Origin of the sequence: Streptomyces sp. MS06, from assembly GCF_047200655.1 — a bacterium.
Classification (GTDB): Bacteria; Actinomycetota; Actinomycetes; order Streptomycetales; family Streptomycetaceae; genus Streptomyces.
In genome coordinates, this window is record NZ_JBJZOJ010000044.1 from 41,616 (window position 1) to 63,451 (window position 21,836).

General features: G+C 71.9%; 18 protein-coding genes and 1 pseudogene. 11 read left to right on the forward strand and 8 right to left on the reverse strand.

Annotation, left to right across the window (positions count from 1 at the left end; translation table 11 throughout):
• Window positions 1-25: 25 nt before the first annotated feature.
• The 5 genes and pseudogenes from ACL02U_RS22630 to ACL02U_RS22650 form a co-directional block, all read right to left on the reverse strand.
• Window positions 26-232: pseudogene (locus tag ACL02U_RS22630) on the reverse strand (MBL fold metallo-hydrolase); the annotation flags it as partial.
• Between the two features lie 80 nt (window positions 233-312).
• Window positions 313-1,095 carry a heliorhodopsin HeR gene (gene heR / locus ACL02U_RS22635; RefSeq protein WP_412792721.1) on the reverse strand — a complete coding sequence of 261 codons (783 nt, stop codon included), beginning with the start codon at window positions 1,093-1,095 and terminating at the stop codon, window positions 313-315.
• A 447-nt stretch (window positions 1,096-1,542) separates the two neighbouring features.
• Entirely contained in the window at window positions 1,543-1,803 is a 261-nt protein-coding gene (locus tag ACL02U_RS22640; protein WP_412792722.1) for a hypothetical protein, read from the reverse strand.
• 180 nt (window positions 1,804-1,983) lie between these two features.
• On the reverse strand, window positions 1,984-2,637 hold the full coding sequence (locus ACL02U_RS22645) for an MBL fold metallo-hydrolase (protein ID WP_412792723.1): 654 nt from the start codon (window positions 2,635-2,637) through the stop codon (window positions 1,984-1,986).
• Between the two features lie 46 nt (window positions 2,638-2,683).
• Complete coding sequence (locus tag ACL02U_RS22650; RefSeq protein ID WP_412792724.1) at window positions 2,684-3,373, reverse strand: maleylpyruvate isomerase family mycothiol-dependent enzyme; 690 nt, start codon at window positions 3,371-3,373, stop codon at window positions 2,684-2,686.
• A 223-nt stretch (window positions 3,374-3,596) separates the two neighbouring features.
• Here ACL02U_RS22650 and uvrA point away from each other — a divergent pair, with 223 nt between their 5' ends.
• Window positions 3,597-6,743, forward strand: coding sequence for an excinuclease ABC subunit UvrA (gene uvrA / locus ACL02U_RS22655; RefSeq protein WP_412792725.1), 3,147 nt, complete (start codon window positions 3,597-3,599; stop codon window positions 6,741-6,743).
• Between the two features lie 194 nt (window positions 6,744-6,937).
• Here uvrA and ACL02U_RS22660 read toward each other — a convergent pair whose 3' ends face one another.
• A complete protein-coding gene (locus tag ACL02U_RS22660) occupies window positions 6,938-7,846 on the reverse strand; it encodes a carbohydrate kinase family protein (protein ID WP_412792726.1) in 909 nt (302 codons plus the stop codon).
• Entirely contained in the window at window positions 7,843-8,946 is a 1,104-nt protein-coding gene (locus tag ACL02U_RS22665) for a LacI family DNA-binding transcriptional regulator (RefSeq protein ID WP_412792727.1), read from the reverse strand. The genes ACL02U_RS22660 and ACL02U_RS22665 overlap by 4 nt, the downstream gene beginning before the upstream one ends.
• 435 nt (window positions 8,947-9,381) lie before the next feature.
• Here ACL02U_RS22665 and ACL02U_RS22670 point away from each other — a divergent pair, with 435 nt between their 5' ends.
• Window positions 9,382-9,795 (forward strand): Rieske (2Fe-2S) protein, encoded by a 414-nt coding sequence (locus tag ACL02U_RS22670; RefSeq protein WP_412792728.1) that lies wholly within the window; start codon window positions 9,382-9,384, stop codon window positions 9,793-9,795.
• A gap of 48 nt (window positions 9,796-9,843) precedes the next feature.
• Here ACL02U_RS22670 and ACL02U_RS22675 read toward each other — a convergent pair whose 3' ends face one another.
• On the reverse strand, window positions 9,844-10,791 hold the full coding sequence (locus ACL02U_RS22675) for a hypothetical protein (protein ID WP_412792729.1): 948 nt from the start codon (window positions 10,789-10,791) through the stop codon (window positions 9,844-9,846).
• A gap of 334 nt (window positions 10,792-11,125) precedes the next feature.
• On the opposite strand from ACL02U_RS22675, the gene uvrC reads away from it, so the two are divergent.
• From uvrC to ACL02U_RS22720, 9 genes are all read left to right on the forward strand, one after another.
• The gene (uvrC, locus tag ACL02U_RS22680) at window positions 11,126-13,210 is read left to right on the forward strand and encodes an excinuclease ABC subunit UvrC (RefSeq protein ID WP_412792730.1); all 2,085 of its coding nucleotides are present in this window, start codon (window positions 11,126-11,128) and stop codon (window positions 13,208-13,210) included.
• On the forward strand, window positions 13,207-14,256 hold the full coding sequence (gene rapZ, locus ACL02U_RS22685) for an RNase adapter RapZ (RefSeq protein ID WP_412792731.1): 1,050 nt from the start codon (window positions 13,207-13,209) through the stop codon (window positions 14,254-14,256). Before uvrC ends, rapZ begins: the two co-directional genes overlap by 4 nt.
• Entirely contained in the window at window positions 14,253-15,320 is a 1,068-nt protein-coding gene (locus tag ACL02U_RS22690) for a gluconeogenesis factor YvcK family protein (protein WP_412792732.1), read from the forward strand. The genes rapZ and ACL02U_RS22690 overlap by 4 nt, the downstream gene beginning before the upstream one ends.
• Window positions 15,311-16,300 (forward strand): DNA-binding protein WhiA, encoded by a 990-nt coding sequence (gene whiA / locus ACL02U_RS22695; RefSeq protein ID WP_412792733.1) that lies wholly within the window; start codon window positions 15,311-15,313, stop codon window positions 16,298-16,300. Before ACL02U_RS22690 ends, whiA begins: the two co-directional genes overlap by 10 nt.
• A 519-nt stretch (window positions 16,301-16,819) precedes the next feature.
• Window positions 16,820-17,827 carry a type I glyceraldehyde-3-phosphate dehydrogenase gene (gap, locus tag ACL02U_RS22700; RefSeq protein ID WP_412792734.1) on the forward strand — a complete coding sequence of 336 codons (1,008 nt, stop codon included), beginning with the start codon at window positions 16,820-16,822 and terminating at the stop codon, window positions 17,825-17,827.
• A 138-nt stretch (window positions 17,828-17,965) separates the two neighbouring features.
• Window positions 17,966-19,177 carry a phosphoglycerate kinase gene (locus ACL02U_RS22705; RefSeq protein WP_412792735.1) on the forward strand — a complete coding sequence of 404 codons (1,212 nt, stop codon included), beginning with the start codon at window positions 17,966-17,968 and terminating at the stop codon, window positions 19,175-19,177.
• A gap of 5 nt (window positions 19,178-19,182) precedes the next feature.
• Complete coding sequence (tpiA, locus tag ACL02U_RS22710) at window positions 19,183-19,959, forward strand: triose-phosphate isomerase (RefSeq protein ID WP_412792736.1); 777 nt, start codon at window positions 19,183-19,185, stop codon at window positions 19,957-19,959.
• A 144-nt stretch (window positions 19,960-20,103) separates the two neighbouring features.
• Window positions 20,104-20,334 (forward strand): preprotein translocase subunit SecG, encoded by a 231-nt coding sequence (secG, locus tag ACL02U_RS22715; RefSeq protein WP_412792740.1) that lies wholly within the window; start codon window positions 20,104-20,106, stop codon window positions 20,332-20,334.
• 216 nt (window positions 20,335-20,550) lie between these two features.
• Window positions 20,551-20,886, forward strand: a complete 336-nt coding sequence (locus ACL02U_RS22720) for an RNA polymerase-binding protein RbpA (RefSeq protein ID WP_006349936.1) — start codon at window positions 20,551-20,553, stop codon at window positions 20,884-20,886.
• Window positions 20,887-21,836 lie beyond the last annotated feature (950 nt).

Sequence of the window (21,836 nt, forward strand, 5' to 3'; positions counted from 1 at the left end):
CAGTGCCGGGGCGCGCCGCAGGTTCTCACCACCCGCGCGCGTGCCACTCCGGCAGATGCGGCCGCTCGGCACCCAATGTGGTGTCGTCGCCGTGTCCCGGGTAGACCCAGGTCTCGTCGGGCAGTACGTCGAAGATCTTCGTCTCCACGTCGTGGATCAGGCGGGCGAACGCCTTCCCGTCCTGGTGCGTGTTGCCGACGCCGCCCGGGAAGTCCTGGGTTCCTCTGAACACTGGGATGCTCTCCCCGCGCCGTACCCTCGTCCTTCTTTACGTTCGGATCTCCGGGTACCCGCGCGTACCGTCGAAGAGGTTCAGTCGGCCAGCGAGCCGGCGAAGATCTGCCACGCCAGGAGTGACTTCGCCACGAGGCTGAGGACCAGGTAGGTCTTTTCCCCGTACGCGTAGTCGGACCACCGGCCGACTCCGTGGTACTGGAGCCACTGGTTGAGACCGAAGCTGAAGAAGAGGGCGGCCTGGACGAGAACGATTCCGTACACGAAGCCGGGGACGGTCTCGGCCGCGACGGTGTTGTACGCGATCGAGACCCACGGCGTGACGCCGACCAGCGTCCCGAACCAGAACGGCAGCATTCTGGTCCTCGCCCGCCCCGGAGGGTTCATCACCTCCTCGACCCAGCCGAAGAGAATCATCCCGACGTTGGCGCCGACGACGGCGATGACGGCATTGAGGCCGGTAATGCCCGCGTAGAAGCCGATGAGGAGCACCATCAGGGTTGCGCTCAGCGCGTACTCCAGCCACCGGAAACGGTTGATGCCGCGTCTGAGGTCGCGTTCGTAGGTGTCGCGGCACACTGTCGCCGTCAGTAGGTGGTCTGCTGCCGCGAGGGCGAGGAACACGGCGACGGCCCAGCCGATCGGCACGTCGAACAACGCTTCCGGGGCGGGCGCTGCCGTTCCCGGTGGCCCCTCGGGGACGGAGGAGGTCACGGTGATCGAGAAGCTTCCGGCGAGCAGGACGACGGCCACGGCTTGGATCAAGTGCAGCAGCGTGAGCCCCAGGTTCCACCTGCGGAGCCCGGTGAGACGCTCGGTGGTGACACCGGTGGCCACCGCTGTCACGTCCTCTCGCTCCACAGGTCCTCCTCGGTCGCTGGTGCCGCGGTACGTCAGCATGGTCGTACCGGTTGGCCGGGAATCGAGGCAGTCACACCACCGCCCGGTCGGAAAGTCGCCCGAGTGGCGCCCGGCCGGGTGGGTGGAGCAGCACAGAAGTGATCACGGTGGCAGCGATGCGGGCGGCGAACCGCGCCAGGGTGCGGGCAGGTGGACGGGGGAGGTGCGGGGCGGGTGTGCTGCGGCGGTGGGGGCTGAGGGCGGTCGAGACACCGATTCCTTTTGCCCGAGGCCCAGCGGGGCGGGGAGGGCACGGCCGGCGGCACCCACGGCACCGGCGAGACCGCGGGCACGAACGGGCCGCCACGGATGGCGGCAGCCTCTGTCACCGTGTGCACGCATCCGGGCCCCGCTGCGCGATACCACCGGCAGCGAGCAGCCGTAAAGGACCGCCGTGTCCAGCAGCGCCTACGCCGCATGCGGCTGCCCGCCGCCGCGCACAGCGGGACGGTGATCGAAGTCTGAGCCATGGGCGATCCCCGCGCGGGCCAGCCGCGGCAGGGCCCGCCCGCCCACCGCACGGACCGCCATCGAGTCCGGGCAGACGGCCTTGGTCCTGGGCGGTGGTGGAGGCAGCGCCGCGATCAGCAGCAGCGGTGCACGGCGCGAGACGGCGAGCCGGACGGCCACGTCCACCACGGCGGTGTCATCGAGACGGTCGGTCGGCACCCCGGCCACCGGGAACCGCCGACGGGGGACCGAGGCGGTGTCGTCCGACGCGACTGGCGAGCTCAGGCGGGCCCGACGAGGAGACATCCGGCCGGCAACCGGCGATCAGAACACCCGGATACCGGGCCGAAATCAATCCCCCTCCTCGGTTCCGAGACAAGGGCGGTCGTCGTTGGACGGTTACCAGCCTCGTGCGCGCCACTCCGCGAGGTGGGGCCGCTCCGTGCCGATGGTGGTGTCGTTGCCGTGGCCGGGGTAGATCCACGTCTCGTCGGGCAGGACGTCGAAGAGCTTGGTCTCCAGGTCGCCCATCAGGGAGTTGAACTCTTCCGGACGTGTTGTCCTGCCAGGTCCCCCGGGGAAGAGGCAGTCCCCGGTGAAGACGTGCGGGTGCCCGTGCGGGTCGTCGTAGACGAGCGCGATCGAGCCGGGGGTGTGGCCCACGAGATGACGTGCGGTGAGTTCCACCTGCCCCACCCGCACGGTGTCGCCGTCGTCCAGCAGGACATCGGTCGGCACCGGGATCCCGTCGGCGTCCTCGCGTCCCGCGTGGGTGCGGGCTCCGGTGGCCGCCACCACCTCGGCGAGCGCCTGCCAGTGGTCCCCGTGCCGGTGCGTGGTGACGACGGACGCGATCCCGTCGTCGCCGATCGTCCCGAGCAGAGTCCGGGCGTCGGCGGCCGCGTCGATCAGCAGTTGCTCGTCGGTGGCCCGGCAGCGCAGCAGATAGGCGTTGTTGTTCATGGGGCCGACCGCGATCTTGGTGATCATCAGGTCCTTCAGCTCGTGCACGTCCGCCGGGCCGCCGACCGTCACCTGTCCGCTGTACGTCATGACGGCCAGCCTATAGCGGCGGCGGCCCGGGGAGCGCGGGCCGCCGCTACAGCGCGGGGAGCTTCGGCAGGGCTCCGCCCCGCACGGTCAGCGCGGAGCCGTCCCGGCGGCCGGCCAGCCAGCCGAGCAGATCGGCGGCCGGGCCCTCGACCGCGACCGGTCCCCCCGGGGCGCCGCCGCCGGTGCTCCACGTCCGGCCGTCCACGGTGCCGAGCCGCGTGGCGGGAACGTCCCGGTGCCCCTCGAACCGCTTCGCCAGGAATTCGATCTCCCGCTCGGTGAACTCCGCGGGCAGGTCCTCCAGTTCGTAGCCGATGCCCAGGTCGACGTGGTGGAGCTCGACCTCGCCCCAGCGCCGGAACGGCAGCCGGGCCGCGGAGTCGGTCACCCCGTTGCGCAGCTCGACGGTCCGTGACCAGTCGGCCGGGACGTCGCCCAGCGCCTGCAGGCGGGCGGCGCTCTGGCGCAGGTCGGTGAGCTGGTCGTGCACGGGGCGGCCGGCGCCGTCCTCGATGTCGGCGTTCCGCGCCTCCGCGGAGACGTACATCGGGCGGCCCTGCAGAACGTTCATCAGCGCGTCCGCGTTGCGGGAGAGATGGGCGAGGACATGTCCACGGCTCCAGCCGGGAAGCCGTGACGGTCCGGCCACCGAGGCGTTGTCCAGTTCGGCGACGGCGGTGAGCAGCCGTTCGGTCGCGTCCTGTACGGAGGCCAGGTCACGCACGTGATCAATCATGGTGCCGACAGTAGTCCCCGCCACTCCTTCGGGTGAAGGTGGTGAAGCAACGCCCTAATTCGAATGCACGTGCTATAAGCTCGTGTCCGGCGTCGGGCATGCTGGATGGCCGGAGGTTGTTTGCAACCGGTGAAACCGACCGGCGTTGTCAGTGGCTCGCCCTAGTCTGAAAAGGACGGGGCCCCTGGCCCTGTCACTTCCCTCAAGAAAGGTGCGGACCGGCGTGGCCGACCGTCTCATCGTCCGTGGCGCGCGCGAGCACAACCTGAAGAACGTCTCGCTCGACCTGCCTCGGGACGCGCTCATCGTCTTCACGGGCCTGTCCGGGTCGGGCAAGTCCTCCCTGGCCTTCGACACGATCTTCGCCGAGGGCCAGCGTCGCTACGTGGAGTCCCTCTCCTCGTACGCGCGCCAGTTCCTCGGCCAGATGGACAAGCCGGACGTCGACTTCATCGAGGGGCTCTCGCCCGCGGTCTCCATCGACCAGAAGTCCACCTCGCGCAACCCGCGCTCGACGGTCGGCACCATCACCGAGGTCTACGACTACCTCCGGCTGCTGTTCGCGCGGATCGGGAAGCCGCACTGCCCCGAGTGCGGCCGTCCCATCTCGCGCCAGTCGCCGCAGGCCATCGTCGACAAGGTCCTGGAACTGCCGGAGGGAAGCCGCTTCCAGGTGCTGTCCCCGCTGGTACGCGAACGCAAGGGCGAGTTCGTCGACCTCTTCGCCGAGCTGCAGACCAAGGGCTACTCCCGCGCGCGGGTGGACGGCGGGACCGTCCAGCTGTCCAACCCGCCCACGCTGAAGAAGCAGGAGAAGCACACGATCGAGGTGGTCGTCGACCGCCTCACCGTCAAGGACTCCGCCAAGCGCCGCCTCACCGACTCCGTGGAGACCGCGCTCGGCCTCTCGGGCGGCATGGTCGTGCTCGACTTCGTCGATCTCCCCGAGGACGACCCCGAGCGCGAGCGCATGTACTCGGAGCACCTCTACTGCCCGTACGACGACCTGTCCTTCGAGGAGTTGGAGCCGCGCTCCTTCTCCTTCAACTCGCCGTTCGGCGCCTGCCCCGACTGCTCCGGTATCGGCACCCGGATGGAGGTCGACCCGGAACTGATCGTCCCGGACGAGGAGAAGTCCCTCGACGAGGGCGCCATCCACCCCTGGTCGCACGGGCACACCAAGGACTACTTCGGCCGCCTGACCGGTGCCCTGGCCGACGCACTGGGTTTCCGGACCGACATCCCCTTCGCCGGACTTCCGCAGCGGGCCCGCAAGGCCCTCCTGCACGGGCACCGGACGCAGATCGAGGTCCGCTACCGCAACCGCTACGGTCGCGAGCGCCGCTACACCACGCCCTTCGAGGGCGCCGTGCCCTTCGTCAAGCGGCGGCACAGCGAGGCCGAGAGCGACGCCAGCCGGGAGCGCTTCGAGGGCTACATGCGCGAGGTGCCCTGCCCCACCTGCGAGGGCTCCCGGCTGAAGCCGATCGTCCTGGCCGTCACCGTCATGGGCAGGTCGATCGCCGAGGTCTCCGCGATGTCCATCAGCGACTGCGCGGACTTCCTGGGCGAGCTGCGGCTGGGCGCCCGCGACAAGAAGATCGCCGAGCGGGTCCTCAAGGAGGTCAACGAGAGGCTGCGGTTCCTCGTCGACGTAGGCCTGGACTACCTCTCGCTGAACCGCGCGGCCGGAACCCTCTCCGGCGGCGAGGCCCAGCGCATCCGCCTGGCCACCCAGATCGGCTCGGGACTCGTCGGCGTCCTCTACGTCCTGGACGAGCCCTCCATCGGCCTGCACCAGCGCGACAACCACCGGCTCATCGAGACCCTGGTCCGGCTGCGCGACATGGGCAACACCCTCATCGTCGTCGAGCACGACGAGGACACCATCAAGACGGCCGACTGGATCGTCGACATCGGCCCCGGCGCCGGGGAGCACGGCGGCAAGGTCGTGCACAGCGGCGCCCTGAAGGAACTGCTCGCCAACGCAGAGTCGCAGACCGGGCAGTACCTGTCCGGACGGAAGTCCATTCCGCTGCCGGACATCCGCCGCCCCCAGGACGGTGCACGTCGGCTGACCGTGCACGGGGCCCGGGAGAACAACCTGCGGGACATCGACGTCTCCTTCCCGCTGGGTGTCTTCACCGCGGTCACCGGCGTGTCCGGTTCCGGCAAGTCCACCCTGGTCAACGACATCCTCTACACGCACCTGGCCCGTGAACTCAACGGAGCGCGGAACGTCCCGGGGCGGCACACCAGGGTGGACGGCGACGATCTCGTCGACAAGGTGGTCCACGTCGACCAGTCGCCGATCGGCCGCACCCCGCGCTCCAACCCGGCGACGTACACCGGCGTCTTCGACCACGTCCGCAGGCTGTTCGCCGAGACCACCGAGGCCAAGGTCCGCGGGTACCAGCCCGGCCGCTTCTCCTTCAACGTCAAGGGCGGCCGCTGCGAGAACTGCGCCGGCGACGGCACGATCAAGATCGAGATGAACTTCCTCCCGGACGTGTACGTCCCGTGCGAGGTCTGCCACGGCGCCCGGTACAACCGGGAGACCCTGGAGGTCCACTACAAGGGCAAGTCCATCGCCGACGTGCTGAACATGCCGATCGAGGAGGCCATGGACTTCTTCGACGCGGTGCCGGCCATCTCCCGACACCTGAGGACGCTGAACGACGTCGGTCTGGGCTACGTCCGCCTCGGCCAGTCCGCGACCACCCTCTCCGGCGGCGAGGCCCAGCGCGTCAAGCTCGCCAGCGAACTGCAGCGCCGCTCCACCGGGCGCACCGTCTACGTCCTGGACGAACCGACGACCGGTCTGCACTTCGAGGACATCAGCAAGCTGCTGAAGGTGCTCGGGGGACTGGTCGACAAGGGCAACACGGTCATCGTCATCGAGCACAACCTCGACGTGATCAAGACCGCCGACTGGGTCGTCGACATGGGACCCGAGGGCGGCGCGGGCGGCGGGCTCGTCGTCGCCGAGGGCACCCCGGAGCAGGTCGCCGGCGTACCGGCCAGCCACACCGGCAAGTTCCTGCGGGAGATCCTCGGTGCCGACCGGATCAGCGACGCCCCGATGTCCCCGGTACGCGGTGGCAGGGCCTCGGCGGCGAAGACGGCGGAGTCCAAGCCGGCCGCCAGGACCGCTGCAAAGAAGGCCGCCGTCGGGAAGACGGTCGCCAAGACCGCCGGTGGCGCCACTGCGAAGAAGTCCGCGGCGACGAAGAGCGCCGCGAAGGCCGCGGCCGGGAACACGGCGGCCGGGAAGGCAGCGGTCAAGAAGACGGCGGTCAAGAAGACGGCGGCCGGGAAGGCGGCGGTCAAGAAGACCGCGAAGAAGACGACGCGCGCCGACGGGGCCTGACCGCGCCGGCCGTGGGGGCCGCGCACACCGCCCGGGTACGGAAACCCCGTGCCGGTCGGGTGTGCGGCCCGCCCTCGGGCAGGCAGCCGCCCCAGGCGACCCGTCCGGCGTCCGGCGCCCTGAGGCCGGCCCGCTTCTCCAGCATCCGGCAGCCCCCTCCGCCGACCGAAGGCACGGCCCGCGAACGCTGCGGGTCATCCGTCCAGTTCGTGCGCGTACGGTGGCTCCGCACCCGCCCGCGAGCAGGTGACAGCGGCCGCGCGGGCCGCGAACCGCAGCAGTCCGCTCCACCCGTCGCCGCCCAGTCTCGTCACGGCCTCCGGGGACAGCGCGTCCCGGGCGGCCAAGCCGTGCAGCAGAGCCGCGTTCACCGTGTCGCCGGCGCCGATGGTGTCCACCACCTCGACCTTCTCGCCCGGCACCGTATACACGGCGCCGTCCCGGGTGAAGACGGTCAGGCCGTCACCGCCCCGGGTGATGACCACGGCCGCGGGCCCGGCGGCGAGCCACTGCCGCGGGGTGCCGCCCAACCAGCGGGCGTCCTCCTCGGACAGCTTGAGCAGCGACACCGACGGCAACCAGCTGAGGAAGCGGGCGCGGTAGGCCTCCTCGTCCGGGATGAGGCCCGGCCGGATGTTCGGATCGAGAGCGGTGAACAGGCCCCGCCCGGCCGCCGCTCGCAGCAGTTCCTCGTACGCGCTCGCCCCCGGCTCCAGCACCAGCGAGCACGTGCCGAAGGACACCGCGCGGACGGACTCGGCAAGCGCGGGCGGAGTCGTGAAGAGGCGGTCCGCAGTGCCCTCGACGTAGAACGAGTAGGCCGCCGAGCCCCGTTCGTCGAGCGTGGCGACCGCGAGAGTCGTCGGCTCCGGCCCCCGCTGCACGCCGGAGACGTCCACCCCGGCCTGCCGCAGCCCGTCGAGCAGTGCCTCACCGAAGGCGTCGGTGGAGGTGCGCGAGCAGAACGCGGTACGGGTGCCGAGCCGGGCCAGGGCGACGGCCGTGTTGTACGGTCCGCCGCCGCGTGCCGGACGCAGCGCGGCCAGGGCGCCCCTGTCCTGCGGTACCAGGTCGATCAGGGCCTCACCGGCGACGACGATCACGAGTCGGTTCCTTCCTCGGGCAGGGCGCGCTGGAGGCGCCGGACAGGGCGGCCGGGACCGGAGCCGGCCTCCGGGGCCGGGCAGCCGCAGGAGTCCCGGTGGACGAAGTCGCACGGAAGCCGCACGGTCCGGGGAGCGCGTCCGGGGCCGTCCAGGCGGTCCAGGAGCACGCGCACAGCGGTCGCGCCGATCTCCCGGCCGGGTTGCGCGACCGCCGTGAGCCTGGGCGAGAAGAGATCCGCCCAGGGGAAGTCGTCGAAGCAGCAGAGCGCGATGTCCCCGGGAACCGACAGGCCCCGGTCGCGCAGGGTGCGCAGCACGCCCAGGGTCATCGTGTTGTTCCCGCTGACCAGGGCCGTCGGTGGCGCGTCCAGGGACAGCAGCGCGGCGGTCGCCCGCTCGGCACCGGTCGCGGTGGAGTCGCCGTGCCGGACGAGCCGCTCGTCGTGGGGGAGCCCGGCCGCCGTGAGGCCCTGGCGGTAGCCGGCGCTCCGCTCGTCGGTGGTACTGAGCCCGGGCAGGCCGGCGACGAGGCCGATGCGCCGATGGCCGAGTCCGGCGAGGTGGCCGACGAGCCGGGCCGTCGGCGCCGCGTTCTCGGCGCACACCTGGTCGAAGCGCGGGGAGCCGCCCGCGCTGCCGCCGGCCGGTCCGTCGGCCAGACGGTCGAGGAGGACGGCGGGCACGCCGTGCCGGGTGAGGTAGGCGAGGAGGGCGGCCGGCTGTGCGGACGGCGCGACGATCAGGCCGTCCACCCGGCGCTCGTGCAGCAACTGCACGACCGTGCGTTCGTGGTGCGGATCGTCGTGCGGGTCGGCGAGGAGCAGCCCGTAGCCGTGTTCCAGGGCGGCGGCCTCCACTCCCTGGAGGAGCTCGGTGAAGTACGGGTTGCGGATCGCGGACACGGCCAGCCCGATCGACCGGGTCCGCGAGGTCACCAGGGACCGGGCGAGCGTGTTCGGGGTGTATCCGAGTTCCTCGACGGCGTCCAGGACGGCCTGCCGGGTGTGTTCCCGCACCGGGCGGGTGCCGTTCAGGACGTGCGAGACGGTCGCCACGGACACGCCCGCGCACCGTGCGACGTCCAGCATGGTCGGCATACGGATCCCCTCCCGGTCCCGGCCCGGCGGCTCACCGACGGGTGTCCACGCTCGGCCGTGCCAGGGAACCTATCCGATGCGGCGGCTCGCGTAAACGCTTACGCAAGCGTTTACGCCAAGGACTTCCCTCCCTGCCGCCCCTCTCTCCCTCTCTCCCCCTCTCCCGCCACCCCGCCACCGCGCCACGCCGTGACCCGGCCCTTCCGCCCTGCCGCGCCCCCGCCGTTCCGCTGCAGTCACCCGTCGTCGCAGCACTCGGGAAGCCGCCTGGACCCGCCACCCGGAGCCCGCCTGGACCCGCCACCCGGAGCCCGCCTGGACCCGCCACCCGGAGCCCGCCTGGACCCGCCACTCCCGGAGCCCACCCGGCGGGCCCCGCGCCCGCCGCCGCGGATATCGTCAGCAGGCACCGCCTTCCGACCCGTGGAGAGCCTCATGTCCGGCCGCCCGGCCCCCAGCCGCCGCCTCCTGCTGAAGTCAGCCGCCGCCACGCCCGCTGCCGGGCTCGCCCTCACCGCCTGCAGCGGGGAGACCGGGCCCGCAGCGCCCACCGCCCCCGTGGACCTGGGAGCGGCGAGCGAGGTCCCGGAGGGAGGCGCCCACCTGTACCGGGACCACAACGTCGTCGTCAGCCGGAGCGGTGACACCTACACGGCGCACAGCACGATCTGCACGCACGCCGGGTGCGCCATCAACAAGCTGCAGGGCACCACGCTGATCTGCCCGTGCCACGGCAGCGAGTTCGACGCCCGGACCGGCGATGTGCTGCGCGATCCCGCCACCGAGCCGCTGCAGAAGCTGTCCGTGCAGGCGAAGAACGGCCGGATCGTGGCCGGACCGGCCGACTGAGCCACCGGACCGGGCCGCGCCGCCCTCCCGTCCGTTCCGGCCCGGTCGTCACTCCCACTCCCACCCGATCCCCACGATCCCGGACCGAGCCCTGGGCTCGACGAGGTGCACCGAGCGGTGCCGCTCGCTCAGCGGCAACTCCTGGCGGCCGCTGCGCGGCGCCGCGGGGGAGTGCTGGGCGAAGCGGTGGCACCGCACCGGGAGGGCACGCTCGTCGAAGCGCACCTGGAGGGCGTACTGTCCGCCCGCGCCGCCGACCCCGCGAAGGTACTCGCGGCAGACGTCCGCGGTACCGTCCTCGACCCCGTAGCGGAACAGAAACGTCTCCCCGGACCGCAGTCGCGTGTCGAAGAGCAGCTCGGCGACGAGCACTCCGGTGTCGTGGTGCAGCAGGACGCGGCCGGTGCGGCAGTTCTCCAGGGCCCGCACCGTCATCCGCTCCGGCACGCACCCCGGGTCGCCGTGGTGGACCGCCACGAAGCGGTCGACGCCGTCCCGGTGGGCGCGCACGATGTGGTGCGCCTCGCGCCGCAGCAGCTCCCGGCGCGCCCCGATGCGCACCCGTTCGTGATGACCGAGGGTCTGCAGTCCGTCGCCGGGCGCGGCCTCGAGCTCGGCCAGCATCCGCTCCAGCACGCCGGACGCCTCGACCAGCGAGCGGTAGGACCGGGAAGCGGGCCGTCCGGATGCCGACTGCCCGCCGGTCTCGGCGAGGAGCCGGATCAGCGACTCCTCGGGGAGCTGGAGTATCTCCTCCAGCGCGCGTACGGCCCGCAGCGACTCCGGGCGCTGCGGGCGCCGGGCGCCCTGCTGCCAGTAACTCAGGCTGGTGACGCCCACCTTCACCCCGTGGCGCGACAGATGGTGCTGTACGCGCTGGAGCGGGAGTCCGCGGGCGGCTATCGCCGCGCGCAGTGCGACATGGAAGGGGCCGCCGCTCAGGGCCGTGTCCAGTTCCGCGGCGGTGACGTCCGCGTGCGATGTGGCGTGCGGCATGCAGGCGCCTTTCTGTGAAGGATCACAACGGCTGGTCAGGCCGTCGGCTTGGGCGGTCGGGGCCTCCCCCGGCCGGCGCAGGACGGGTCTTCACATCCGTACGGCGTCGTTCACGGCCCCGAGTTCCTCCGCATTGAAGCGTGTCGACCAGGTCCCGACAACACCCGAGACCCGGTACCGGGGCGCCGCTGGCCGAGTCGGCACGGTGCGGGACCCGGCCGCACGGCCGCTCCGCGGGACCCCCCGGAGGGGCCCGGGCCGCGCCGGAAGGCCGACCCGGCCCGTCCGGTGCGGGCCCGCCGTGCTGTCACTCCCCGCCAGTAGGGTGGGAGACATGGCCGATCCCTCCAGCTACCGCCCCCGGCCGGGGGAGATCCCGGACTCGCCCGGGGTGTACAGGTTCCGCGACGAGCACCGCCGGGTGATCTACGTCGGGAAGGCGAAGAGCCTGCGCCAGCGCCTGGCGAACTACTTCCAGGACCTGGCGAACCTCCACCCGCGCACCCGCAGCATGGTCACCACGGCGGCGTCCGTGGAGTGGACGGTGGTGTCCACGGAGGTCGAGGCGCTGCAGCTGGAGTACTCCTGGATCAAGGAGTACGACCCGCGGTTCAACGTCAAGTACCGCGACGACAAGAGCTACCCGTACCTCGCGGTCACGATGAACGAGGAGTTCCCGCGGGTGCAGGTGATGCGCGGTCACAAGCGCAAGGGCGTACGGTACTTCGGGCCGTACGCGCACGCCTGGGCCATCCGCGACACCGTCGACCTGCTGCTGCGGGTCTTCCCGGTGCGCACCTGCTCGGCCGGTGTCTTCAGGAACGCCGCCCGCAGCGGCCGCCCCTGCCTGCTCGGGTACATCGGCAAGTGCTCCGCGCCCTGCGTCGGCCGGATCTCGCCGGAGGACCACCGGGACCTGGCCGCGGACTTCTGCGACTTCATGGCCGGCCGCACCGGCACCTATCTGCGGCGCCTGGAGAAGCAGATGGCCGAGGCGGCCGAGGAGATGGAGTACGAGCGGGCGGCCCGCCTGCGCGACGACGTCGAGGCCCTGCGCAAGGCCATGGAGAAGAACGCGGTCGTGCTCGCGGACGCGACCGACGCCGACCTGATCGCGGTGGCCGAGGACGAGCTGGAGGCGGCCGTCCAGATCTTCCACGTCCGCGGCGGGCGGGTGCGCGGCCAGCGCGGCTGGGTCACCGACAAGGTCGAGGAGATCGCCACCGGCGCCCTGGTCGAGCACGCCCTCCAGCAGCTGTACGGCGAGGAGGCCGGGGACACCGTGCCCAAGGAGGTACTGGTCCCGGCCCTGCCCGATCCGGTGGAACCGGCACAGGAGTGGCTGAGCGGGCGGCGGGGCTCCCAGGTGTCCCTGCGCGTGCCGCAGCGCGGCGACAAGAAGGCCCTCATGGAGACCGTGCAGCGCAACGCCCAGCAGGCGCTCGTGCTGCACAAGACCAAACGCGCCTCCGACCTGACCACGCGCTCGCGCGCGCTCGAGGAGATCGCCGACGCGCTCACCCTGGACAGCGCCCCGCTGCGCGTCGAGTGCTACGACATCTCGCACCTCCAGGGCGAGGACGTGGTGGCCTCCATGGTCGTCTTCGAGGACGGCCTGGCCCGCAAGAGCGAGTACCGCCGCTTCCAGATCAAGGGCTTCGCCGGTCAGGACGACGTCCGCGCCATGCACGAGGTGATCACCCGCCGGTTCAGGCGCTACCTCGCCGAGAAGGAGCGGACCGGCGAGTGGACGGACGACGGCGCGGCCGGGGAGAACGGGAACGGCGAGGACGCGAGCCCGCTGAAGGACGAGGACGGCCGGCCCCGGAAGTTCGCCTATCCGCCCCAGCTGGTCGTCGTCGACGGTGGCGCGCCGCAGGTCGCCGCCGCCCGGCGGGCGCTGGACGAGTTGGGCATCGACGACATCGCCGTCTGCGGCCTCGCCAAGCGTCTGGAGGAGGTCTGGGTCCCGCACGAGGACGACCCCGTGGTGCTGCCCCGCACCAGCGAGGGCCTCTACCTGCTCCAGCGCGTCCGCGACGAGGCCCACCGCTTCGCGATCACCTATCAGCGCAACCGGCGGGGCAAGCGCCTGCGGTCCAGTCCGCTGGACGACGTGCCGGGGCTGGGGGAGACCCGCAGACTGGCGCTGATCAAGCACTTCGGTTCGTTGAGGAAGCTGAGGTCGGCGACAATCGACGAGATCCGCGAGGTTCCGGGGTTCGGGCGCAAGACCGCCGAGACGGTCGCCGCGGCCCTCGCCGGCGCGGCTCCGGCCGCCCCCGCCGTGAACACGGCCACTGGAGAGATCATGGAAGACGTGGAAGACGTGGAGAAGAGGGAGACCGCCGCGCCGGACCCCGCCACGGAGCGCGCGACCGCCGGCGCCGCGGAGGAACGACGGGTGCAGGAGACATGACCGAGCACGAGACAGACCCCACGCAGCAGCGAGAGCAGGCGCCCCCGCCGAGCGGCGAGGACCAGGGGCGCCCCGGCGCGCACCAGGACGACGGAGCACAGGTGAGTACGGGCAGTACGGGCAGTACCGGCAGTACGGGCAGTACCGGCAGTACGGGCATGGACACGGCCGCCGTGCCCGACGCCGCGATCCCCGAGTTGGTGATCATCTCCGGCATGTCCGGAGCCGGTCGTTCCACCGCGGCGAAGTGCCTGGAGGACCTGGGCTGGTTCGTCGTGGACAACCTGCCGCCCGCGCTGATCCCCACCATGGTGGAGCTCGGCGCCCGCTCCCAGGGCAACGTGGCCCGGATCGCGGTCGTCGTCGACGTCCGCGGCCGGCGCTTCTTCGACAACCTGCGCGACTCCCTCGCCGACCTCGACCACAAGGGCGTCACCCGGCGGATCGTCTTCCTGGAGTCCTCCGACGAGGCCCTGGTCCGCCGCTTCGAGTCGGTGCGGCGTCCGCACCCCCTCCAGGGCGACGGCCGGATCGTCGACGGCATCGCCGCCGAGCGGGAGCTGCTGCGCGAGCTGCGCGGCGACGCGGACCTGGTGATCGACACCTCCAGCCTCAACGTGCACGAGCTGCGGGCCAAGATGGACGCCCAGTTCGCCGGCGACGAGGAGCCCGAGCTGCGGGCCACCGTCATGTCCTTCGGCTTCAAGTACGGCCTCCCCGTCGACGCCGACCTGGTCGTGGACATGCGGTTCCTGCCCAACCCGCACTGGGTCCCCGAGCTGCGCCCGTACACCGGGCTGAACGACGAGGTCGCCACGTACGTCCTCAACCAGCCCGGGGCGAAGGAGTTCCTGGACCGCTACGCGGAGCTCCTCCAACTGGTCGCCGCGGGGTACCGGCGCGAGGGCAAGCGCTACGTGACCATCGCGGTCGGCTGCACCGGCGGCAAGCACCGCTCGGTGGCCATGTCGGAGAAGCTCGCCGCGCGGCTCGCCGCCGAGGGCGTGGAGACGGTGGTCGTGCACCGGGACATGGGACGCGAATGACCGGACGTACACCGCGGCTGAGCCGGCTGCGCCGGGTGGTGCCCGAGGGGCGGGCGAGCCGCCCCGCCGAGGCCCGCGGCGCCCGGCCGCGCCGCCGGGGCGCCCAGCCCAAGGTGGTCGCCCTCGGCGGCGGCAGAGGCCTGTCCGCCTCGCTCGCCGCCCTGCGCCGGATCACCGGTGACCTCACCGCCGTGGTCACCGTCGCCGACGACGGCGGTTCCAGCGGGCGGCTCCGCGACGAGCTGGGCGTACTGCCGCCCGGCGACCTGCGCAAGGCGCTGGCCGCGCTGTGCGGCGACGACGACTGGGGCCAGACCTGGGCCCGCGTCATCCAGCACCGCTTCCACTCCAAGGGGGACCTGCACGACCACGCGGTCGGCAACCTCCTGATCGTCGCGCTGTGGGAGCAGCTCGGCGACCACGTCCAGGCGCTGGACCTGGTCGGCAAGCTGCTCGGCGCGCACGGGCGGGTGCTGCCGATGTCGGCCGTACCGCTGGAGCTGCAGGCGCTGGTGAAGGGGCACCGCCCGGACCGGCCCGAGGACGTGGACACCGTCCGCGGTCAGGCGACCGTCGCGCTCACGCCCGGAGAGGTGCAGTCCGTGCACCTGGTGCCGCACGACCCGCCGGCCGTCCCGGAGGCGCTCGCGGCGGTCCTCGACGCGGACTGGGTGGTCCTCGGCCCCGGCTCGTGGTTCTCCTCCGTCATCCCGCACCTGCTGGTGCCCGGACTGCTGGACGCGCTGACGCAGACGAAGGCGCGCCGGGTGCTCTCCCTGAACCTCGCCCCCCAGCCCGGAGAAACCGAAGGCTTCTCCCCGCAGCGTCATTTGGAGGTTTTGGGACGACACGCCCCTAAACTCGCCCTGGACGTGGTGCTGGCCGACGAGGCCGCCGTACCCGACCGGGACCTGCTCACCGACGCCGCCAAGCGGTTCGGGGCCACGGTGGAGCTGGCACCCGTGGCCCGGACCGACGGAACCCCGAGGCACGACCCGGAGCTGTTGGCCGCCGCGTACGACCGTATTTTCCGGATGCATGGAAGGATCGGCCCATGGCGATGACGGCAGCGGTGAAGGACGAGATCTCGCGGCTCCCCGTCACCCGGACCTGCTGCAGAAAGGCGGAGGTCTCCGCCCTACTGCGGTTCGCCGGAGGCCTCCACCTGGTGAGCGGGCGCATCGTGATCGAGGCGGAGCTGGACACGGCGATGGCGGCCCGCCGGCTGAAGCGGGACATCCTGGAGATCTTCGGCCACAGTTCCGAACTGATCGTCATGGCCCCCGGCGGTCTGCGCCGCGGCTCGCGCTACGTGGTACGGGTGGTCGCCGGCGGCGACCAGCTCGCCCGCCAGACCGGACTGGTGGACGGCCGGGGTCGCCCGATCCGCGGTCTGCCCCCGCAGGTGGTCTCCGGCGCCACCTGCGACGCCGAGGCGGCCTGGCGCGGCGCGTTCCTGGCGCACGGCTCCCTCACCGAGCCCGGCCGGTCCTCCTCCCTGGAGGTGACCTGCCCGGGCCCCGAGGCCGCGCTCGCCCTGGTCGGCGCGGCCCGCCGCCTGTCGATCGCCGCGAAGGCCCGCGAGGTGCGCGGCGTGGACCGGGTCGTGGTCCGCGACGGCGACGCCATCGGCGCCCTGCTGACCCGTCTCGGCGCCCACGAGTCGGTGCTGGCCTGGGAGGAGCGCCGGATGCGGCGCGAGGTCCGAGCCACGGCGAACCGCCTCGCCAACTTCGACGACGCGAACCTGCGCCGCTCCGCCCGCGCCGCGGTGGCGGCCGGCGCCCGGGTGGCCCGCGCGCTGGAGATCCTCGGTGAGGAGGTTCCCGAGCACCTCGCCGCCGCGGGCCGGCTGCGCATGGAGCACAAGCAGGCCTCCCTGGAGGAACTGGGCGCGCTCGCCGACCCGCCGCTGACCAAGGACGCAGTGGCGGGCCGTATCCGCCGGCTGCTCGCCATGGCCGACAAGCGCGCCTCCGACCTCGGCGTCCCGGGCACGGAGGTCAACCTCTCCGACGAGCTGGCCGACAACCTGGTCGGCTGAGCGGGTTCCCCGCGCCGGTGCGCACGGGCCGTCCGGGCCCGGCGCACCGGCGTTGTCGTACCCGGGGCCAGATCCCCCACCGGCCTCCGGCCCGCACTCGGTCCGCGCGCCCTCCGCGCGCCCTCCGCGCGCCCTCCGCGCGCCCTCCGCGCGCCCTCCGCGCGCCCTCCGCGCGCCGGCCGCATTCGTCCGTACGCCGGGCGCACCTCCTCCGCACCGCACGCCGGTCGCGCACCCTCCCCACCGCCCGCCGGGTCCGCTCAGTCGAGCGGTGGATGCGCTCGAACGGTGGTCGCGGGACCGTGTCGACGGGCCCGGCGGCGAGGGTGTCTGACCCGGCGACAGGCCCGCTGGCCTGGGCGGTCCGTACCCTACTGGCGGGTACGGGTCACGGTGCCGTGTATGCGGCGACTCGATGTCACTCGCAGGGCCCGGGAGAGGTAGGGTCGGGGGTGGTCGGGGACATCCCAATACAGCTCGCCGGCGCGAGAGCCGGCGTACCAACGAGGAGATCGGTTCGTGACGATCCGCGTAGGCATCAACGGGTTCGGCCGCATCGGTCGCAACTACTTCCGCGCACTGCTGGAGCAGGGCGCCGACATCGAGATCGTGGCTGTCAACGACCTGGGTGACACCGCCACCACCGCCCACCTGCTGAAGTACGACACCATCCTGGGCCGCCTCCCGCAGGAGGTCTCCCACACCGCCGACACGATCACCGTGGGCGACAGGACCATCAAGGTCCTCTCCGAGCGCAACCCCGCCGACATCCCCTGGGGCGAGCTGGGCGTCGACATCGTCATCGAGTCGACCGGCATCTTCACCAAGAAGGAAGACGCCGAGAAGCACATCACCGGTGGTGCGAAGAAGGTCATCATCTCCGCTCCGGCGAAGAACGAAGACGTGACCATCGTGATGGGCGTCAACCAGGACACCTACGACCCGGCGAACCACCACGTCATCTCCAACGCCTCCTGCACCACCAACTGCGTGGCGCCGATGGCGAAGGTCCTCGACGAGAACTTCGGCATCGTCAAGGGCCTGATGACGACGGTGCACGCGTACACCAACGACCAGCGCATCCTGGACTTCCCGCACAAGGACCTGCGCCGCGCCCGCGCCGCCGCCGAGAACATCATCCCCACCACCACCGGTGCCGCCAAGGCCACCGCGCTGGTCCTGCCGCAGCTCAAGGGCAAGCTGGACGGCATGGCCATGCGCGTCCCGGTCCCGACCGGCTCGGTCACCGACCTCGTCCTGGAGCTCTCCCGCGAGGTCACCAAGGAAGAGATCAACGCCGCCTTCCAGAAGGCCGCCGAGGGTGAGCTCAAGGGCGTCCTCCACTACACCGAGGACCCGATCGTCTCCTCCGACATCGTCAACTCCCCGGCGTCCTGCACCTTCGACTCCTCCCTGACCATGGTCCAGGAGGGCAAGAACGTGAAGGTCATCGGCTGGTACGACAACGAGTGGGGCTACTCCAACCGCCTCGTCGACCTGACGGTCTTCGTCGGCAACCAGCTCTGATCGCCTGAAGCAGGCAACGATGCGGTAGCAGGGCCCGGGCGGCGCGCGGTCGCGCCGTCCGGGCCCTGCCGCACGTCCAGACCGGCCCCTCTACGATCACGGGGCACCACGAGCCCTCCCTCAGGAGAGTCCCCTGCAATGAAGACGATCGACGAACTTCTCGCCGAAGGCGTGGACGGCAAGCGGGTCTTCGTCCGCGCCGACCTCAACGTGCCGCTGGCCGACGGCACCATCACCGACGACGGCCGCATCCGCGCCGTCCTGCCCACCATCAAGGCCCTGGCGGACGCCCGCGCCAAGGTGGTCGTCGCCTCCCACCTCGGCCGCCCCAAGGGTGCCCCGGACCCCGCCTTCTCCCTCGCCCCGGTCGCCGCCCGGCTGAGTGAACTCCTCGGCGCCGAGGTGGCGTTCGCGAGTGACACGGCAGGCGAGTCCGCGGCCGACGCGGTGCGGGGACTGGCCGGGGGCAGGGTCGCCCTGCTGGAGAACCTCCGCTTCAACCCCGGCGAGACCTCCAAGGACGACGCCGAGCGCGCCGCCTTCGCGGACCGGCTCGCCACCCTCGCGGACGTCTACGTCGGCGACGGCTTCGGCGCCGTGCACCGCAAGCACGCCTCCGTCTACGATCTGCCGGCCCGCCTGCCGCACTACGCCGGCTACCTCATCGCCACCGAGGTCGGCGTGCTGAAGCGACTCACCGAGGACGTCGCGCGTCCGTACGTCGTCGCGCTCGGCGGCGCCAAGGTCTCCGACAAGCTGGCCGTCATCGACGAGCTGCTCGGCAAGGCCGACCGCCTGCTCATCGGCGGCGGCATGGCCTACACCTTCCTCAAGGCCAAGGGCTACGAGATCGGCAGCTCCCTGCTGCAGGAGGACCAGCTCCCCGCCGTCGGGGAGTACCTGGAGCGGGCCGAGAAGAACGGCGTCGACATCGTGCTGCCCGTGGACGTGGTGGCCGCCGCCGAGTTCCCGGACCTCAGGACCAAGGCCCCGGCCGACTGCTCCACCGTCGACGCCGACGCCATGCCCGCCGACCGCATGGGCCTGGACATCGGCCCCAAGACCTGCGAGCTGTACGCAGCGAAGCTCGCCGACGCCGCCACCGTCTTCTGGAACGGTCCGATGGGCGTCTTCGAGCACCCCGACTACGCCGAGGGCACCCGGGCCGTCGCCCGGGCCCTCGTCGACACGAACGGGTTCACCGTCGTCGGCGGCGGTGACTCCGCCGCCGCCGTGCGCACGCTCGGCTTCGACGAGAACGCGTTCGGCCACATCTCGACCGGTGGCGGCGCCTCCCTCGAATACCTCGAGGGCAAGACGCTCCCCGGCCTCGCCGCACTGGAGGACTGACCCACATGAGCACGCGCACGCCGCTGATGGCGGGCAACTGGAAGATGAACCTCAACCACCTGGAGGCCATCGCCCACGTCCAGAAGCTCGCCTTCGCCCTGGCCGACAAGGACTTCGAGGCCGTCGAGGTCGCCGTCCTGACCCCCTTCACCGATCTGCGCTCCGTGCAGACCCTGGTGGAGGGCGACAAGCTGAGCATCAGGTACGGCGCCCAGGACATCTCCGCGCACGACAGCGGCGCCTACACCGGCGAGATCTCCGGCCCGATGCTGGCCAAGCTGAAGTGCACCTACGTCGCGATCGGCCACTCCGAGCGCCGCCAGTACCACGCCGAGACCGACGAGGTCGTCAACGCCAAGGTCAAGGCCGCCTTCAAGCACGGCCTCACCCCGATCATGTGCGTCGGCGAGGAACTCGACGTCCGCGAGGCCGGCAACGCCGTACCGCACACCCTCACCCAGGTCGAGGGCGGACTGAAGGACGTCCCGGCCGAGCAGGCCGAGACCGTCGTGATCGCCTACGAGCCCGTCTGGGCCATCGGCACCGGCAAGGTCTGCGGCGCCGGGGACGCCCAGGAGGTCTGCGCCGCCATCCGCGGCAAGATCGCCGAGCTGTACTCGCAGGACGTGGCCGACAAGATCCGCATCCAGTACGGCGGCTCCGTCAAGTCCGGCAACGTCGCCGAGATCATGTCCCAGGCGGACATCGACGGCGCCCTGGTCGGCGGGGCCTCGCTGGACGTGGACGAGTTCGTGAGGATCGTGCGCTTCCGCGACCAGTGAGCATGATCGCGCGCTTCCGCGACCTGTGAGTATGCGGTGGCGGCGATCCGTCGTACCCTTGCGGGGGTCGGCCGGATGTGGAGGCACATCCAGACCGGCCCCCGTCGTCCATCCGAATCCGAGGAAGTTGGTCCAGCCGTGGTTTTGGGGTTCTCGATCGCCCTGATCGTCTTCAGCCTGCTGCTGATGCTGCTGGTGCTGATGCACAAGGGGAAGGGCGGCGGTCTCTCCGACATGTTCGGCGGCGGCATGCAGTCGTCCGTCGGTGGCTCCTCCGTCGCCGAGCGCAACCTCGACCGCATCACCCTGGTGGTCGGTCTGCTGTGGCTGGCGTGCATCGTCGTCCTCGGCATCATGATGAAGACGAACAGCTGACAGCCGTCGCACCGCACACATCACGCATATTCTGCACGTAAGGCCCCATGTTCGGCCCGCGCTCCCCGGCGCGGCCTATCATGGGGCTTGCGTCTGGGCGTGGGGCCGGTAACTCCCAAGACTGGACGCGCGTTGGGCCTTACGTAGACTGGGGCGCTCGCGGCGAAGCGGAACGCCGACTCGCTTCGCGGCACCATCACGCAGGGAGTTACGACCGTGGCAAGTGGCAACGCGATCCGGGGAAGCCGGGTCGGGGCGGGGCCGATGGGCGAGGCCGAGCGCGGCGAGTCCGCGCCGCGTCTGCGCATCTCCTTCTGGTGCTCCAACGGACACGAGACGCAGCCCAGCTTCGCGAGCGACGCGCAGGTACCCGACACCTGGGACTGTCCGCGCTGCGGCTTCCCGGCCGGGCAGGATCAGGACAACCCGCCGGACCCCCCGCGCACCGAGCCGTACAAGACGCATCTGGCGTACGTGCGGGAGCGGCGCAGCGACGCGGACGGCGAGGCGATCCTCGCCGAGGCGCTCGCCAAACTGCGGGGCGAGATCTAGACCCGGTACCGCGACGGGCGGCGTCCGCCCTCGCATGCCGGCAGACCCTCGCGCCGCACCGGCGGACTGACCGGGTGCCCGCGTGCGGGAGCACCGGGCGTGCGCGTGCGGGGCCCCGGGACACCGGGGAGAGGACGTGCACGGACCGTAACCGGGCACGGACGCACCACACCTCCCGGCAGGCAGCAGGCAGCAGGCAGCAGCCTTCTGCCGCAACGCGGAGGCCGTCGCGGAGGCGCTGTCCGCCGGGCGGAGCCCGCACGCCGCCGCACACTTCTGCGGGAGCAAGGGTCCGGGGTACCTGCGGCCGCACGGGCTGCGAGCCCGCCCCGAAGCGCACGGGCACCGACGGCTACGGCCCGACGGCTCGGACACGACCGCCCACGCTCCCGGAGCCGCTTCTCCGCCGCTCGACCGGCGGCAGCCGTCAGCCCCGCCACAGGCGCTCCGGACCGGCATCCGCACCCCGCGTGCAGGCGGCCCGCACGCCGAGCCCTCCCGGGCCTCTCCGCGCCTCCCGGGTCCGAAGGCACCGTGCGGCATCCGCACCGCCCCGCCAGTGCGGGACCGTGTCGCTCCCCCTCCACCACACTCCGAGCCTCCGCTCACGCCCGTTCCCACTCCCGCCCGGCCCCCGGCGCGGGCGGGAGCGTTTCGGCGCCGACCGCGTCGAACCCCGCGCGCCGGTCGCGCGTACCTCCTGCCGGGCCTCCTACCGGGGCGGAGGACGGCGCCGCGACGACTCACCGCCCCCGCTGATCAATTAGGTTGGGAGCGGCAGCGGGGCCAAGGCAGGCGGCGGACCGCGGCATGACGCGGGTGCGCCGCAGGGACGGGTAGAAAGAAGGCTGAAGTCCGAGATGAACGCAGACGGCCGTACCAGGCTCAACCGGAAGCCCGAGTGGACTGCTCTGGCCCAGCACCGGGAGGAACTGGGCGAGGTGCACCCC